Here is a 16,425-nt window from a genome sequence, read left to right as displayed (position 1 = left end):
CGGGTTCCCTTCAGGTCCGCCAATGCGTCCATCAGTGCCGAAGCCTTTTCCGGGAAAATGCCGAGCGGGCGAGGTCCGGACTCGGTCAGGATGACCCGGATGTGCTGCGACGCACCGGAAATCCCGTAACGTTCGGCTGCCGCGGCGATTTCGGTCAGCTCAGCGGCAAGTTCCACGCCCGTGATCCCGCCAGCGATGATCGCCACGGTCAATGGCTTGCCCGGCACTGGCCGCCATGATGGCGCGCAACAGCCTGACCATCGGTTGACGCCCGATCTTGGTCGCCATGCCGTGCCAGCCCGTCCTCGCGGCAAGTGACAAGCATCGGCCAAATGGCGATTGGGCGCTCTGGCAATGCACCGCTGCGATCGGGAGATTGATCCAATCTGCGTTGTTCCTCGGTGCAGCACTGGCGGCGGACCGGTCGATCGGTAGACGGTGCGCCGGGACTTTAAAGGGTCCGGCCAATCCAATCTGCGACCAAGCCTGATTTATGCGTTCAACCAGTCAATGGTTATCTCGCCCCTATGCCCTTCCGGAGCCAGCGTGGCGCGGAGGGCTTCCAGCAGGGGCGGCAGCGCCTGGGTGAAGGCATAGGGCGGATTGACGATGAAGAGGCCCGCGCCATTATAAATGCCCGGCTCGTCAGCATCGTACAGCCAATGCTCGACGACCAGGAATTTCGGGATGCCGAGCCGGCGCAACTGGGCCTTCCACTGCTGATGCGTAGTGCGGTCTTTAAGCGGATACCAGATGACCGTCACGCCATGCGCCCATTTGCGGTAAGCCGCGGCGAGGGTGGTGACAATGCGGGCGCGCTCGTCGGTTTGCTCATAGGGGGGATCGACCACCACGACGCCGCGCGGCGTCCGGGTCGGGAGCATCGCCAGCCACAGCTCATAGGCATCGCGCTCATGAACGGCCGCCGGCGTACCGCGCATCGCGCCGCGCAGGGCGCGCGCGTCCTCGGGATGCTTTTCGTTGAGGATCAACACGTCCTGCTCGCGCAGAAGCTGGGCCAGGAACTGCGGCGAGCCTGGGTAGAGGCGCGGCTCGCCGCCGTCATTCACGGCCCGTACGGCGGCGCGGTAATCGTCCAGCAAGGGGTTCGTGTCGGCAAAGGCGCGCACCACGCCCTGGGTGGCTTCGCCCGTGCGTTGCGCCTGCTCGCCGCCAAGGTCGTAGAGCCCGCAGCCGGCATGGGTGTCGATCAGGGTCAACGCGCCCGGCTTCTGCTGCAAGGCCCGGACAAGGGCGATCAGCAGGCCGTGCTTCACGACATCGGCGCTGTTGCCCGCGTGGAAGGAATGGCGATAATTCATGGCGATCCAAAACCCTGCCGATTGGCCTTTGTAGGAGCTGGCCGCATGGCGTCACAGCCTCTTCGAGCGCCGTCTCAAACCAGTTTTCGCGGTCGGCGGCAACCGGGACGGCCCTGATCCGCCAGCCGGGCGGCGTCAGCGGTCGCGTATCCCGCCACTCGCCTTGCCTAAGGGTACAGCCTCCTCGAACTGGCCCGGCGCGATCCCGGCGACGGACCAGTCGCCGATCGACCAGCGGACCAGCCGCAGCGTGGGCAATCCGACCGCCGCCGTCATGCGGCGCACCTGCCGGTTGCGCCCTTCGCGTATGGTGATCTTCAGCCAGTTGTCGGGAATGGCCTTGCGCTGGCGTATCGGCGGATCGCGCAGCCACAGGTCCGGCGCGTCTATCCGCGCGACATCGGCGGGCAGGGTCATGCCATCCTTGAGCACCACGCCCTGTCGCAAGCGTTCCAGGTCCGGTTCCTGCGGATCGCCCTCGACCTGAACGAGATAGGTTTTTGGCATCTTGAAACGGGGATCGGCGATGCGCGCCTGCAGCCGCCCGTCATCGCACAACAGCAACAAGCCTTCGCTATCCCGATCGAGCCGTCCGGCGGGATAGACGCCCTTCACGGCTATGAAGTCCGACAAGGTCGACCGCACCGTCGGCGATCCGCGGTCGGTGAATTGCGATAGGACTCCGAAGGGTTTGTTGAACAGGAGCAGCCGAGCCATGGGGCGCTCATAGCGTTCGGCTGCCGTCCTGTCTGCACCGGGCGGTTGGCGAGCCCTGGGCCCCCGATTTCCGGAAGAATACGGGATGGGCTCCGATGTTTCGAAGTCCATCCCGTTCCTGCTTCGATCAGAGCTTCAGGCTGATGCCCGCGAAGAAGGTCCGCCCCAGCGCGTCATAGACGTTGGGGAAGGTATTGGCCGAGTTCGCCCCGCTGCTCCCTGCCGAGCCGCCGACGATCGGCGGATTGATGTTGAACAGGTTGCTGACGCCCAGGCGGAAGGTGTATTGCTTGTTCACGTTGAAGCTGATGTTCGTATCGAAATACGAATAGGACGGGATGTGGCTGACCAGGATCGGGGTCCCGGCATCCGCGCCGACCGGCCCGATATAGCGCCACCGGCCCTCGATCGCGACATCACCCAGGTCGAACACCGCCGAGGCCTGGTGCTTCCAGCGCGGGATCGGATTGATCGACACCGCAGCACAGCTGTTGCCGAACTTTCCGGCGCAGTTGATCGGGGTCGCCTGTGCACCCAGGTTGAACCTATACTGGTCGACATAGGTGCCCGCCATGCTCAGCGTCAGGCTGGTGTCGCCCTTCAGATGGAAACGATAGTCGGCCGACACGTCGATCCCGCTGGTGTTCAGCGTGGCGACGTTGATCAACTGCTCGGTCACGCCCGGGAACTGCCCGTTCGCGTTGGGAGAGCCGGAGAGCTGACCCGAGATATTGTTGCGGACGATCATGCTGCAATAGGACGATATGTTGTTGTTAAAGCACTGGTTAACGATGTCCTGCGAGCCATCGGACGCGATGTAGTTGTTGACCTTCATCCGGTAGTAATCGACCGTGACGTTCAGGCCGGGGACGAAGCGCGGCGAGAACACTGCGCCTGCGGTCAGCGTATTGGCGGTTTCCGGCCGCAGGGCGGGATTGCCACCGGCGTTGATGTTGGTCTGGTTGGCGGTCACGTCCTGGATAACGCCCGAATTGACCAGATTCGCGGGCGCGCCCTGGGCGATGCACTTGGCGGCCAGCGTGGCATTGCCCTGCGGACGGCCATTGGCGCACGGATCCGTCGCCAGCACGTCCGTTCCGGCCTGGGTGATCGGGCTGTTCAACTCGGCGATGTTGGGATCGCGCGTGGCGCGATTGAAGATGGCGCGGAAGCGCAGGCCCTCGATCGGGCTCCAGTCGCCGCCGAGCTTGTACGTCACTGCGTTCAATCGGTTGCGGCCCGCCACCGTGTTGTTGGTATAGGCCGAGTAGCGCACGCCACCCTCGAAGTTCAGCGCGCGGATGAACGGCCGGTCGGTGACCAGCGGCATCTGCAACTCGCCGTAAACTTCCTTGACGTTGAACGACGCGTCGGGAACCGCCGTGCCCTGTCCGTAATAGATCAGGTTGCCCGAGCCGTAATTGGCATCGACCGACTGGCTGCCTGTCTCGCTGCGATACTCCGCGCCCAGCGCGATCGCGGCGGGTTTGTCGGCCAGCGGGCTTTGCAGGAAGTTCAGGTCGCCCGACAGATTGCCGCCGGTGACGAACTGGGTGTAGCGATTATCCTGGGCGCCATTGGCGGTGATGAACGCCAGCGCCGCCGACGAGATCGGCTGGCTGGTGAACAGGTTGACGGGCACACAGCCATTGGCCGGATTGACGCAGACCGGCGTGCCGTTCGGCCCGACCGTCGCGTTGATCGCCTGGGCGGTCTTGTTATAGTCGAGGTCGTTGAGCAGCGCTTCGTGCCGCTTCGCCAGGCCATATTGGGCGAACACGTCATAGTGGAAGCTGTCGGCGAAATCGCCGCGCAGGCCCATGATGCCGAAATAGGTGTCGTTGGTGAACTCCTGGATACGGCCACCCGTCTCGGTCACACGGCGACGGATGCCGACATTGGCGGTGCCGTCGGCATTCAGGTTCTGCGGATCGCCGAAGATCAGTGCCGAATTGGTAGCGTTCAAAAAGGGATTGCTCGGCGAGATCGTGAAGTTGAAACCGGCCGTCGCGGTCGGTGCCAGGATCGCGGTAACGTCGCTGCGCGTGTAGCTGCCGCGTGCATAGAGCTCGGCCGCGTCGGAGAATTTGTAACTGGCCAGCGCGGTCGCATTGTACCGCTCCAGCGGCACCTGCAGGTAATTGGCGGGGTTGAAGTTATAGGCTTTGTAATAGGGCACGAAATTGTCGGTGCCGCCCGGCTGGCTGCCGTCGTTGATCTGATAGCGGCCCGAATTGATGTCGATCACCGTCGGCGTTGCGTTGCTCGAGCCGCTGGGCTTCAGATTGGCGTCGAGATTCTGCGCGGAATAGCCGCGGGCCGACTGATAGACGCCGTCGCGCTTGGTATATTGCCCCGCGATGACGAAGTGACCGGCCCCGTCATTGCCGAACTTCAGGCCCGCGGCCGCGCCCAGATTATATTGCGCGGCATCGCCATAGCCGGTGACTTGCGAGCTGGCATCGGCGCGAACGCCCTCCAGCTTGTCGTCCAGCACGAAATTGACCACGCCGGAGATCGCATCGGCGCCGTAAACGGCGGAGGCGCCGCCCGTCAGCACATCGACCCGCTTGATGAGGACGGTCGGGATCGCGTTGATATCGACCGCGCCGCCGATGTCGGAGGGCACCATGCGGCGCCCGTCGACCAGTACGAGCGTGCGCTTGGGTCCCAGGCCCCTGAGGTCGATGGTGGCGGTGCCGCCATTGCCGTTGTTGGTCGTGCCGGTCGTCGCGGGCACGAATTGCGGCGACGAGGACAGATAGGATTCGGCCGTGACGGTATTGGTGGCCTGCAACTCGCCTGCGCTGATCGTCGCGACCGGACTGCTGCTTTGAAGGTCGGGGCGTTGGATGCGCGAGCCCGTCACCACGATATCGCTCGTGGCCGATGGGGGCGTGGGGTCGGCCGTGGCCTGACCCTGAACCGTCTGCGCCGATGCCGGATTGGCCAACAGGGCCGCACCAAGGCCTATCCCGGCCAAGGCGGACGAGCGCAGGCTGGTCCCGGTACGCAACAGGCGGCGGGCGGATGTGATATTGATGCTCATGACGCGATCCTTACTCTGCCGAGGCGCGGTGCGATCCCGTCCTCAGGCCAAAATCCAGTCCTCGGCCATGGCTGGCCCGAGAAACATGGCGTAATAAAATCGCCACACCCCGCTTCTGTAAATTTAAGGAATTTTCATGCGCATCTATTTGAAGAGATGTGGCGCATTTGGCACGGTCGAGGGCAATCGTGAAATATAGATGCGCGCAATGATACTTGGCCGTATCAAATATGTTGTCTTGTGAGGTAACGACAATTGCATAAAAGCTTCATGAAATAATTTTAACGTATTTAGATGCGTATTCTGATTTTTCCTGTTCATCTTTCGCGGATCGTCTCGGTTATACGCCAGAGACAATGCTGATCGACGCGGCCTGATCTTCGGCGTGCCGAGCTGGCGTTTCCCGGCAAACGGCATGGCAGGTGCGGGACTGCACCGTTTGGCAGGCATCACACTTATATCGCGGTGGCCGTCCCTATGCTGGCCGCAACACGGTGGCGAGACGCGTGTCAGGGCAAGACTGGCCGCCCGTCCTGGCAGCCGCTTACCAATTCCCGATGACAGGAAAGCCGGGGCCGGTCGCGCCCCGTCGCCGTGTTCGGGATCAGCGTCGCCGATAGAATGAGTGAGGCGAGGCAAAAGGCAAGAAGTCGCATGATCGTCCTGTTGTCGATCGGGTTCGGACGGGCTGGCGTCGTGAGACGGATGACGTCGGCGAGACCGCGTCGCCATGCCGAGGCGTGGGGCATGAGGCGGAAGCGCCTGGGCGGATGCATCGTCATCGGCTTCCCGTCCTGCGACCCCGGCAGGACTGGGGCGTCGCGGTGGCCTTGATCTGGCCATAGGGGCTTTCCGCCACATCCGCGTCGGCCAGCCCCTTCAGGCGCTGCACCCGTTCCGCACGTCGCTCGAGATAGCGATCCCGCCGGGCGGCATAGGGATCGGCCTGCTGGCGCATCTCGGCCAGTTCCTCGTCCATCTCGGCGCGACGGTCGATCGTACGGAAGATGTTGCTGGCGATGATATAGGCGCGGTTGCGGAAAGGGCCGCCGATCGCGACCGGCGACACGATACCGTCGACCGCGCCGCCGACCAGATCGCGCAGCGTCGTCGGCCCGATCAGGGGCGCGAACAGATAGGGGCCCGGCTTGACGCCGTAGAAGCCCAGCGTGTCCGAAAAGCCGTTCGGGCGCCGGGGAAGGTTGAACGGGCATCGCCGGGCGACGTCCATGACGCCCGCCAGCCCGATCGTCGAGTTGATCGCGAACCGCCCCACGGTTTCCGCCGCCTTGCCGAATTTATGCTGCAGCACGAAGTTGGCGAAGGCCACCGGCTCGCGCAGATTGGCGAAGAAATTGCGCAGCCCGCTGCGGATCGGCGCCGGCGTGGCCTGTTTATAGGCCAGGGAAACCGGCGCCACGACGGCATTGTCGACCTGTTCGGTCAGTTCGAAGGACATGGCGTTCATCGACCGCAGGGGATCGTCGGCGCTGCGTCGGCTTGCGACGACGATGAACTCGGCCCCGTCACCGGGCGTGGTGACGGTGGCGGCTGGGGCGTCAGCCTTTGGTGGCTCGAAGGCCTGGACGCGCTCGATCGTGATCGCCACGCTGTCCCCGTCGAAATCCGACGCCCGGAGTATCGGTTCTCCGGCCGGGAGGGGCGAGACGGCCAGCGCGGCCAGCAGGGAGAACGCGATCAAGACGAAATTCCTGACGGGGTCGTGATGGGAGCGACGGTCGGGACGGAAATCGCTCTATGCAGCCGATTGACCATGGGATGATGCCTATGACGCCGGTGATGTGAGCAGCGACTGGAAGCAAGCGTTGTCCACTGCCGATCGGCGCTGGGTGGATAGCGTCGTGCTCGCAATCGTCATCGGCCGGTCCTGTGCAGCGAGGTCGCGCCCGCTCGCGTCCTTCGATACAAGGACGTTGCCGAAGCTGTGCGACCTCAGTCCCGGTCGGCGGTTTTTTACGGTTTCCTCGTCCCGAGACGTCACAGTCTGCAAATTCTCCGTCGCCCGCGTCTGGGACGGGCGAACTTGGGGGAGGGCGACCCTACCAGGCGCCCGCCAGCAGCGGGATTTCCTCGATCAGGAAATCGATCCAGGCGCGGGTCTTGGCCAGGGGGTGGCGGGTCGGATGCGTCACCGCGAAGACGCCGTCCAGATCGGCCAGCGGCTCGGCCAGCGTCACCTCGACCAGATCGCCGCGATCCAGCGCCGGCTGCGCGATGAAGCGCGGGCCATAGACCAGCCCCTGGCCCGCCACCGCCGCCACTACCAGCGCCTCGCCATTATTCGCATAGAGCGATCCCTGCACCGATACCCGCCTGCCGCCGTCCGTGCCGAACCGCCAGGCGGTAGCCCCGGTCAGCTCGTTCAAGGTGAAGCCCAGACAGACATGCTCGGCCAGATCCTCCACCCGCTCCGGCGTGCCATATCGCGCCAGATAGGCGGGGGCGGCGCAGATCGCGAGCCGCATGGGGGCAAGTCGCCGCGCGACCAGGCTGCTGTCCGCCAGTCGACCGATGCGGATTGCCATATCCCAGCGTTCCTCGACCAGATCGACATAACGATCGCCCAGGCCCAGTTCGATGGTGACGCCGGGATGCCGCTCGCGAAACGCCGCGGCGAGCCGGGCGACATGCATCGTCCCGAACGTCATCGGCGCGCTGACGCGCAACAACCCCTCGACCTTTCGCGATGAGGCGGATGCATCCGCATCGGCCTCCGCCAGATCCATCAGGATACGCTCTGCCCGCGCCAGATAGGCCGTCCCCGCCTCGGTCAGGACCAGCCGCCTGGTCGTCCGGGTGACGAGCGTCGTGCCCAGTCGCGCCTCCAGCGCGTCGAGATGTCGCCCGGCCATGGTCGGTGACATGCCCATCTGTCGCCCGGCCGCCGAAAGGCCGCCGCTGCGAATGGCGCGGACGAAAAGCTCGATGCTCGTCAATCGGTCCATGATTTTACACCAAGAGTAGAAAGTGAAGTTCCGAATGCGCCTATTATCATCGACGCGGAGCGATGCCATCTGATGTTTCGAAAGGACGACCGATGCGACAGCCCAGCTTTTTCATTCCCCATGGCGGTGGACCCTGCTTTTTCATGGAGGATCCCGCAGGCATCTGGACCGGCATGGCGGCGTTCCTGCGCGACCTGCCCACCAGCCTGCCCAAACGGCCGGGTGCCGTCCTGGTTGTCTCCGGTCATTGGGAGACGGAGGGCTTCGCCTTTACGGGGGCGGAGCGGCCGTCGCTGCTCTACGACTATTATAACTTCCCGCCCCACACCTATGAGCTGCGCTATGACGCGCCGGGCGCGCCCGCGCTGGCGGCGCGGGCGGCGGGGCTGCTGCGCGATGCGGGTTTCGTCGCGACGGTCGACCCCGAGCGGGGGCTCGATCACGGCGTCTTCATCCCCCTGAAGGTCGCGCTGCCCGATGCGGCGATCCCGGTGGTCGAGATGTCGGTCGACCGGGCGCTGGACCCCGCCCAGCATGTCGCGGCGGGCCAGGCGCTGGCGGCGCTGCGCGACGAGGGCGTGCTGATCCTCGGCTCGGGCATGAGTTTCCACAATATGCGCGGCTATGGCGATCCGCGCTTCACCGCGCCGAGCGAAGCCTTTGATGCCTGGCTGGACGCGGCGGTGTCGCGCCCGGGGCCGGAGCGGGCGGCGGCGCTGTCGAACTGGGAAGGCGCACCCGCCGCGCGCATCGCCCATCCCAAGGCCGAGCATCTGCTGCCGCTGATGGTCGCGGCCGGTGCAGCCGATGGTCCCGGCACGCGCGTCTATCACGAAAACGTCCTGAAAACGGCGATCTCGGGCTTCCGCTTCGATTGATCGCCAGCCGTAATTTCAAACCATGAGGAGCATGAATATGAGCATGGAAACGGATCTTGGCCTGCCGCAGGACCTGGCCGCCTTTGTCGGCCACCACTTCATCTACACCTACGCCAATGGGTGGCGGTATGAATAGTATGCGCGCAACGCGACGACCTGCGACTATCGCATCCACCAGGGGCTGGTCGGCGGTCGCTGGGTCACGCACCAAGCGATGAACCTCGTCCAATTGGCCCCCGGCATGTACAAGGCCGACTGGCACGAGCCGACCGGCACCTGTGTCAGCCTGTACTTCGATATCGAGCGGCGGCTGATCCACGGGACTATCTTCTTTCCGCAATGGATAGCGGGCGAGGGGCAGCATCCCGAAAAGACGATCTGCCATCAGAACGACTTCATCCCCGACATGGAGCGGTTCCGCGACGAAGGGCCGGCCTACCCCTATGTCGTCATCGGCGAGTTCGCGAAGATCACGTTCATGGAACAGCGCGGCCCCGACAATGACGCGGTCATCGACGCCGCGCCGGGCCAATTGCCCGACGGCTTTCTCGACCGGACGAACTGAGCCGATACCCGCCCGCCGTCCCCGCCGGGTCAGCGATCGCCGACCAGATCGGCCCAGTTCAGGTCGAACCGCGCCAGATATTTGCGCAGGCGATCGGCGTCGTTGGTCGAGGTGCGCTGGCGGCGGGAGGCGGCGAACAGGGTGCGTCCGGCGTCGGACAGGGACCGGCTCGCGCGACACGTCGCAACGACATGCGCCAGTTGGACCCGATCGAACGGGTCCAGCGCGTCCAACTGCTCGGTTGACAGCAGATCGGCGAGTACATCGGGCGCGTCCGCCCCGCCCGTCCATAGGCGCTTGAGCCGTGCGATCTCAGCGGTGACGCAGTCGACATTGATCCGCCCCGACGGGCTGAACGTCGCCATCCGCGTGACGCTGGCGGCGAGATCGCGGAAATTGCCGGGCCAGCGCGCCTCGGCGCTCGTCGCGAAGGTGAGATAATGGTCGCGCGCTTCCTTGTTGAAGGTGATGCGGTCGCCCTCCCGCTCGGCGTGGCGATCGAGTTCATAGTCGAGATTGGGCGCGATATCCTCGCGACGCTCGGCAAGACCTGGCAGGGCGAAGGTCCAGAGGTTCAGCCGGGCATAAAGATCGTCGCGGAACGTACCTGCCGCCACACCGGCGGCCAGGTCGCGGTTGGTGCCGGCAATCAGCTGGAAATCGCTCTCCACCTCCTTGTCGGCGCCCACGGGGAGGAAGCGCTTGTCCTCGATCGCACGCAGGATCATCGCCTGTTCGTCAAGGCCGAGTTCGCCGATCTCGTCGAGGAACAGCACGCCAGTGTCCGCCGTGCGCAGCAGCCCGGCACGGTCCGCAGCGGCGCCGGTGAAGGCGCCCTTGCGGTGGCCGAACAGGGCCGACATCGCGCTGTCGCCCTTCAGCGTCGCGCAGTTCACCTCGACCAGCGGCCCCTTCACCTGTCGCTTGACCCGTTTCAACTCATAGATGCGCCGGGCGAGCTGGCTCTTGCCCGCGCCGGTGGGTCCCATGAGCAACAAGGGCGCGCGGCTGCGGACGGCGACCTGCTCGATCTCGTCGATCATCGCATTGAAGGCCGCGTTGCGCGTGTCGATGCCCGATTTCAGGACGCTGGCGCTCTCGGCGCTGTCGGCAGCAAAGCGCGTGGCGATGCTGTCGTAGCGGGACAGGTCCAGGTCGATGACGTTCCACGTCCCAGCCGCGCCACCAGCCCCACGGGCCGGCTGCGTCTGGAGCAGGCGGCCGGGCAGATAATGCGCCTCGGTCAGCAGGAAGAGGCAAATCTGCGCGACATGGGTGCCGGTCGTGATGTGGACCAGATAATCCTCCGCCTCCGGATCGAACGGATAGGCGCGGGCGAGGTCGAGCAGCTTGCCATAGACCTCCTCGAAATCCCACGGATCGGCGAAGTCCAGGATGCGCGGTTCGACCTGCGTCTCCGGCGAGACCGAGGCGATGTCCTCCACGATATAGTCGGCCAGCCGCTGGTGCTGGGTACCGTGCAACAGGACCAGCCGGTCGACCCGCAAATCCTCATGCATGGTCAGGCCCACGGTCGGCCGCCACTTGGTCCAGCGCGAGGGGCCGAACTTGCTCGCATCGAGCGTGGAGCCGAGAAAGCCGAAAACGACGGTTGGGCGCATGACGATACTATGGGATAAGATGCGATCCTTGTCGATCAGGATCGGCGGATCGCGCTAGTCCGCCACGGTCTTGGCGGCACAGAAGAAAATACGGTTTATTCCAGGAGTTGATGTGATTTCGGCGCGTCGTCAGCCTGTTTGGCACGCTTCTGGCTAAGCCTGGCATGTCGGATCGCATGACATGGAACGATCCGATGGGCGGCAGGGGCGGTCGGAATGGGCCGACCGCCCTGAAAGCCGACAGGGCTTAGCGTTGCGGGCACGGCCAGCCGCCCTGACCAGTTTTGAAGGGAGTTGGACGATGGCCAACAAGGGATTGTTCGCAAATGTCGTGGTGCGATGGATGCCCCGCGCCGATGCGGTGAACCGGGAAGGGGCGGCGGCCTATGCCTATGGCCCGCAGGCGAAGCTTGCCCAACTGGCCGCGACCGGCACGCTGGCCGACAGCGTCTTTGCCGGTGCCGAGCAGCATCTGGCCGAGGCGCTCGCCGCTGCGCGAGACTGCGACCCGGACTTTGTGGCCAGGGCGGCGGTCTATGCGCGCCGGGGGGGAGCGATGAAGGACATGCCCGCCTTGCTCGCGGCTTATCTGACGGTCGCGGAGCCCGACCTGGCGGTGAAGGTGTTCGGTCATGTGATCGACACTGGGCGGATGTTGCGCAGCTATGTGCAGATCCTGCGGTCCGGGCAGGTCGGGCGGTCGTCGCTGGGCACCCGGCCCAAGCGTCTGGTGACGCAGTGGCTGGAGCGGGCGTCGATGCGCGACCTGATGGCGGCGGCGACCGGCAAGGATCCGAGCCTGGCCGACATCGTCCGCATGGTCCACCCTCGGCCCGCCGATGCGACGCGTCGCGCTTTCTATGGCTGGCTGCTCGGCAAGCCCTATGACCTCGCTGCGCTGCCAGTCGAGATCGCGGCGTTCGAGGCGTGGAAGCGCGATCTCACGTTGCCGCTGCCGCCGGTGCCGTTCCAATGGCTGACCGCCTTTCCGCTGAACGCGGAGCAATGGGGCGCGCTGGCGCTGGACATGGGCTGGCAGGCGCTTCGGATCAATCTCAACACGCTGGCGCGCCACGGGGCGTTCGGCGTGGCGGGCGTGACCGAGGCGGCGGCTGCGCGGCTGGCGGTGCCGGGACCGGGCGTGCTGCCCTATCAGCTGCTGGTCGCCTTGCGATCGGTGGGGGAGGGCGTGCCGCTCGCGGTGCAGGCGGCGCTGGAAACCGCGCTGGAGGCGTCGCTGGCGAGTGTGCCGGTGGTGCCGGGCCATGTCGTGGTCTGCCCCGACGTTTCGGGCTCGATGGGGTCGCCGGTCACCGGCTATCGCAAGGGCGCGACGACGAAGGTGGCGTGCGTCGACGTGGCGGCGCTGGTCGCCTCGGCGGTGCTGCGGACCAATGGCCAGGCGCGTGTCCTGCCGTTCGCGTTCGACGTCGTTGATCTCGCACTGGACCCGCACGCCAGGCTTGCCGCCAATGCCGCGCGGCTGGCGGCGGTGTGCGGCGGCGGGACGGCGGTGTCGGCACCGCTCGCTCGGCTCAACCGCGAGCGGGCGAAGGTCGATCTGGTCGTCATCGTCTCGGACAATCAGTCCTGGGTCGATGAAAGCCGGCACGGCGCGACGGCGACGATGCGCGAATGGGATCGGCTGAAGCGTCGCAACCCGAACGCTCGGCTGGTCTGTGTCGACATCCAGCCGCACGGAACCACCCAGGCGACGGGGCGGCCGGAGATATTGAATGTCGGAGGATTCTCCGACGCGGTATTCGATACGATCGCGCGCTTCGCCCGAGGCGAGGTGCGCGACTGGGTCGGGATCGTCAACGAAACGGAAGTTTGAAGGAAGGCCGTGGCGAATGCCGGTGGGACTACATTCCAGGACAGACCGGAGAGTAGAGCGCCCGGGCAACCGGGAGATGCGGGTTCAAATCCCGCCATGGGAGTGTAGCTCAAGGTCGCGCAACGTCTCGCCACTTCTCGTCGCCACGGCCCATTTCCACACGGCGAATGCCGATGGGACTACATTCGGGATGCCAGCCACCCGGTTCATGACCGGGCGCGTGTCTCATCATCCCCTCGTCGCCGTGACCCATCAATACGCTGGCAAATGCCTGTGGGACTACATCGGTAGAGGCCGAAAGGCCGAGCGGTTCGAATCCGCACCGGGGCGACCCGGATGTCCCGCAAACCCTCGTTGCCAGCACCGGATCTTACAAGGAGGTCGTCATGACCGAAGCGATGTTCGAATTTACCCAGGTGCCCGGCGGCGTGCCGATCAAGGCCTGGACGCGGGGCGTGCCGGTCGAGGACGGCGCGCGGGCGCAATTGGCGCGGGCGGCGCAGATGCCGTTCATCTTCAAGCATGTCGCCGCCATGCCCGACGTCCATATCGGCATCGGCGCGACCGTGGGGTCGGTGATCCCGACCAAGGGCGCGGTCATTCCGGCGGCGGTCGGGGTTGATATCGGCTGCGGCATGATGGCGGCGCGCACCTCGCTAATGGCGAGCGACCTTCCCGACCATCTGGAGGGTGTGCGCTCGGCGATCGAGCAGGCGGTACCGCATGGCCGCAGCGTCGGGCGTGGCAAGCGCGACAATGGGAGTTGGGGCTCGCCGCCGCCCGCGATCGTCTCGGCCTGGGCGACGCTCGTCCAGCGCTTTGACCGGATCTGCGAGAAGCACCCGCGGCTCAAGAACACGAACAACCTCGTGCATCTGGGGACGCTGGGCACCGGCAACCACTTTGTCGAGCTGTGCCTCGATGAAGAAGCGCGGGTGTGGGTGATGCTGCACTCCGGGTCGCGCGGCGTCGGCAACGCGATCGGCACCTTCTTCATCGAGCTGGCCAAGCAGGACATGCGCAAATGGCACCTGAACCTGCCCGACGAGGATCTGGCGTACTTCCCGGAAGGGACCGACCATTTCGACGATTATGTCGAGGCGGTCGGCTGGGCGCAGGATTATGCGGCGCTCAACCGGCGGATGATGATGACCAACGTCATCGCCGCGATGCGCAAGGTGACGCCCAAGCCGTTCGAGGCGGAGTTGGAGGCGGTCAATTGCCACCACAATTACGTCACGCGCGAAAACCACTTCGGCGAGAACGTGCTGGTGACCCGCAAAGGCGCGGTGCGGGCGGCGAAGGGCGTGATGGGGATCATCCCCGGATCGATGGGCGCCAAGTCGTTCATCGTCCGTGGGCTCGGCAACCCGGACTCGTTCGATAGCTGCAGCCACGGCGCGGGTCGGGTGATGAGCCGGACGGCGGCCAAGAAGCTGGTGACGCTCGACGAGCATATCGCCGACACCGCCGGCGTCGAATGCCGCAAGGACGAGGGCGTGATCGACGAGACGCCCAAGGCCTATAAGCCGATCGAAGCTGTGATGGCCGCCCAGGCCGATCTGGTGGAGATCGTCCACACGTTGAAACAGGTGGTGTGCGTCAAAGGGTGAGATAGCCCTTGGCGACGCACACCAGCCACGCCGAAAGTAAAAGATGATGACGATGACCATCGCCGACCCGATCGGTGCGAGTGTCCGCGCTGAGGTGGAGGCCCGTTTGCGAGCGATCGAGGAGGAGCAAGATGTCCGCTTCCTGCTGGCCATCGAGTCCGGCTCGCGGGCCTGGGGCTTTCCCTCGCCCGACAGTGATTACGACATTCGTTTCGTCTATGTCCGGCGGCGCGACTGGTATCTGTCGCTCACGCCGGGGCGCGATGTGATCGAGACGCCGATCATGGACGAGATCGACCTGAATGGCTGGGACATCCGCAAGGCGCTGGCGCTGCTGCTCAAGTCCAATGCGGTCATCGGCGAGTGGATCGAAAGCCCGATCCGCTATCGCCCCGACCATCCGGTCGTCACGCGGCTGGCGGCGCTGGCGGACGCGGTGCTCGATCCTCGGGCGCTGGCGCATCACTATGCCAGCCTGGGCCGTCATGCCGCCGATCGGTGGCTAAACGGCGAGGGGCCGGTGGCGGTGAAGAGATATTTCTACGCGCTGCGTCCGGCCCTGGCGATCCGTTGCCTGCGCCGCGCGCCCGAGCGTCGACCGCCGATGAACCTGCAGGCGCTGATCGCGGCCAGCGACGTGCCCGCCGCGCTCGCGGAGGACATTGCGCGGCTGGTCGAGGCCAAGCGCCTGACCAACGAGCGGAGCAACGCGATGCGGGTGCCCGCGCTCGATAGGATGATCCGCGACGAGCTGGCGCGGGTTGGTGAGGTGCCCGCACGTCGTGCCGATCCTGCACTGGTGGCAAAGGCAGAGGCCCTGTTTCTGGAACTGGTGAACACATGATCGAGATCGACGGATCGGAAGGAGAGGGCGGGGGACAGGTCGTGCGCAATGCGTGCGCGCTGTCGCTCGTCACCGGGGGGCCTGTCCGCATCACGAATGTCCGGGCCAAGCGATCGAAGCCGGGGTTGATGCGTCAGCATGTCACCGCGATCGAGGCGGCGTGTGCGATCGGCAGCGCGACCTGTGAAGGATTGGTCGTCGGGTCGTCCGAGCTGACCTTCCGTCCCGGTCGGGTGACGGCGGGCGACTATCGCTTCTCGGTCGGGACGGCGGGATCGACCGGGCTGGTGTTGCAGACCGTCCTGATGCCCTTGCTGCTCGCCGACGGCCCGTCGCGGCTGGTGCTGGAGGGCGGGACCCACAACATGCTGGCCCCGCCGTTCGAGTTCATCGAGCGCTGCTTCTTGCCGATCGTCCGGCGGATGGGCGGGCAGGTCGAGGCGCGGCTGGTCCGGCATGGCTTCTACCCGCGCGGCGGCGGGCGGATCGAGGTGGATATCACCCCTGGCCCGCTCCGGCCGGTCGAGTGCATGGCGCGGGGCGATGGGCTGGGCGTGTCCGCCTGCGCTTTGTTCGCCGGGTTGCCCATGCCGATCGCCGAACGCGAGATCGCGTTGGTGCGCAAGGCGTTCGACTGGTCGGAGCGCGAATGCTTCATGCGCGAACTGCCGATCGATCAGGGGCCGGGCAACATCCTGCTGCTGGAGGCGCGGTTCGAGCATGTCACCGAGATCGTGAGCGGTTTCGCGCAACTGGGCGTGACGGCGGAGCGGGTCGCCAGGATCGCGGTGGGGCGGATGCGCGGTTATCTAGCGTGCGAGGCCTTTGCCGGGCCGTATCTCGCCGACCAGCTGTTGTTGCCCATGGCGCTGGCGGGTGGCGGCGTGTTCACCACCGTCAAGCCGAGCGAACATGCGCACACGGCGGCGATGGTGATCGAGCGCTTCACCGGGCGGCGGACCCGGTTCGAACAGCAGCTGGGAGGGGCGCATCGGGTGACGATCGCCTGAGC

General features: G+C 65.5%; 11 protein-coding genes and 1 pseudogene. 6 read left to right on the top strand and 6 right to left on the bottom strand.

The features are described from left to right. Positions 1 to 491: 491 nt before the first annotated feature. The 5 genes from QZ546_RS06470 to QZ546_RS06450 all read right to left on the bottom strand — a co-directional run bounded on the left by QZ546_RS06470 (position 492) and on the right by QZ546_RS06450 (position 8,054). Entirely contained in the window at positions 492 to 1,322 is an 831-nt protein-coding gene (locus tag QZ546_RS06470) for a 23S rRNA (adenine(2030)-N(6))-methyltransferase RlmJ (RefSeq protein WP_294235765.1), read from the bottom strand. Between the two features lie 135 nt (positions 1,323 to 1,457). Next, positions 1,458 to 2,039 (bottom strand): pseudouridine synthase, encoded by a 582-nt coding sequence (locus QZ546_RS06465; RefSeq protein ID WP_294235764.1) that lies wholly within the window; start codon positions 2,037 to 2,039, stop codon positions 1,458 to 1,460. 127 nt (positions 2,040 to 2,166) lie between these two features. Then, positions 2,167 to 5,088: a TonB-dependent receptor gene (locus tag QZ546_RS06460; protein ID WP_294235763.1), complete on the bottom strand. Its 2,922-nt coding sequence runs from the start codon at positions 5,086 to 5,088 to the stop codon at positions 2,167 to 2,169. A 778-nt stretch (positions 5,089 to 5,866) separates the two neighbouring features. Further along, the gene (locus QZ546_RS06455; protein WP_294235762.1) at positions 5,867 to 6,790 is read right to left on the bottom strand and encodes a VacJ family lipoprotein; all 924 of its coding nucleotides are present in this window, start codon (positions 6,788 to 6,790) and stop codon (positions 5,867 to 5,869) included. A gap of 358 nt (positions 6,791 to 7,148) precedes the next feature. Then, positions 7,149 to 8,054, bottom strand: a complete 906-nt coding sequence (locus tag QZ546_RS06450; protein ID WP_294235761.1) for a LysR family transcriptional regulator — start codon at positions 8,052 to 8,054, stop codon at positions 7,149 to 7,151. Between the two features lie 92 nt (positions 8,055 to 8,146). Between QZ546_RS06450 and QZ546_RS06445 the strand changes: the two genes are divergently transcribed. Then, complete coding sequence (locus QZ546_RS06445) at positions 8,147 to 8,932, top strand: class III extradiol ring-cleavage dioxygenase (protein ID WP_294235760.1); 786 nt, start codon at positions 8,147 to 8,149, stop codon at positions 8,930 to 8,932. A gap of 22 nt (positions 8,933 to 8,954) precedes the next feature. Next, positions 8,955 to 9,497: pseudogene (locus QZ546_RS06440) on the top strand (phenolic acid decarboxylase). A gap of 29 nt (positions 9,498 to 9,526) precedes the next feature. Here QZ546_RS06440 and rtcR read toward each other — a convergent pair. After that, on the bottom strand, positions 9,527 to 11,119 hold the full coding sequence (gene rtcR, locus QZ546_RS06435; RefSeq protein ID WP_294235759.1) for an RNA repair transcriptional activator RtcR: 1,593 nt from the start codon (positions 11,117 to 11,119) through the stop codon (positions 9,527 to 9,529). 301 nt (positions 11,120 to 11,420) lie between these two features. Here rtcR and QZ546_RS06430 point away from each other — a divergent pair, with 301 nt between their 5' ends. The 4 genes from QZ546_RS06430 to rtcA all read left to right on the top strand — a co-directional run bounded on the left by QZ546_RS06430 (position 11,421) and on the right by rtcA (position 16,423). After that, the gene (locus tag QZ546_RS06430) at positions 11,421 to 12,956 is read left to right on the top strand and encodes an RNA-binding protein (protein ID WP_294235758.1); all 1,536 of its coding nucleotides are present in this window, start codon (positions 11,421 to 11,423) and stop codon (positions 12,954 to 12,956) included. Positions 12,957 to 13,342: 386 nt separating this feature from the next. After that, positions 13,343 to 14,569 carry an RtcB family protein gene (locus QZ546_RS06425; protein WP_294235757.1) on the top strand — a complete coding sequence of 409 codons (1,227 nt, stop codon included), beginning with the start codon at positions 13,343 to 13,345 and terminating at the stop codon, positions 14,567 to 14,569. 52 nt (positions 14,570 to 14,621) lie between these two features. Next, positions 14,622 to 15,413, top strand: a complete 792-nt coding sequence (locus QZ546_RS06420) for a nucleotidyltransferase domain-containing protein (protein ID WP_294235756.1) — start codon at positions 14,622 to 14,624, stop codon at positions 15,411 to 15,413. Then, the gene (rtcA, locus tag QZ546_RS06415) at positions 15,410 to 16,423 is read left to right on the top strand and encodes an RNA 3'-terminal phosphate cyclase (RefSeq protein ID WP_294235755.1); all 1,014 of its coding nucleotides are present in this window, start codon (positions 15,410 to 15,412) and stop codon (positions 16,421 to 16,423) included. Before QZ546_RS06420 ends, rtcA begins: the two co-directional genes overlap by 4 nt. Positions 16,424 to 16,425: the final 2 nt, after the last annotated feature.

It is taken from the genome of uncultured Sphingomonas sp. (assembly GCF_913062585.1).
In the GTDB taxonomy this organism is placed as follows: domain Bacteria; phylum Pseudomonadota; class Alphaproteobacteria; order Sphingomonadales; family Sphingomonadaceae; genus Sphingomonas.
The sequence above is the reverse complement of the archived record's forward strand: the minus strand, read 5'-3'. Positions and strand labels throughout refer to the sequence as shown.

Coding starts and splice junctions, on each gene's coding strand:
- QZ546_RS06445 (WP_294235760.1), top strand. CDS start 8,147: ATGCGACAGCCCAGCTTTTTCATTCCCCATGGCGGTGGACCCTGCTTT.
- QZ546_RS06450 (WP_294235761.1), bottom strand. CDS start 8,054: ATGGACCGATTGACGAGCATCGAGCTTTTCGTCCGCGCCATTCGCAGC.
- rtcR (WP_294235759.1), bottom strand. CDS start 11,119: ATGCGCCCAACCGTCGTTTTCGGCTTTCTCGGCTCCACGCTCGATGCG.
- QZ546_RS06420 (WP_294235756.1), top strand. CDS start 14,622: ATGACCATCGCCGACCCGATCGGTGCGAGTGTCCGCGCTGAGGTGGAG.
- QZ546_RS06425 (WP_294235757.1), top strand. CDS start 13,343: ATGACCGAAGCGATGTTCGAATTTACCCAGGTGCCCGGCGGCGTGCCG.
- QZ546_RS06430 (WP_294235758.1), top strand. CDS start 11,421: ATGGCCAACAAGGGATTGTTCGCAAATGTCGTGGTGCGATGGATGCCC.
- QZ546_RS06465 (WP_294235764.1), bottom strand. CDS start 2,039: ATGGCTCGGCTGCTCCTGTTCAACAAACCCTTCGGAGTCCTATCGCAA.
- QZ546_RS06470 (WP_294235765.1), bottom strand. CDS start 1,322: ATGAATTATCGCCATTCCTTCCACGCGGGCAACAGCGCCGATGTCGTG.
- QZ546_RS06460 (WP_294235763.1), bottom strand. CDS start 5,088: ATGAGCATCAATATCACATCCGCCCGCCGCCTGTTGCGTACCGGGACC.
- rtcA (WP_294235755.1), top strand. CDS start 15,410: ATGATCGAGATCGACGGATCGGAAGGAGAGGGCGGGGGACAGGTCGTG.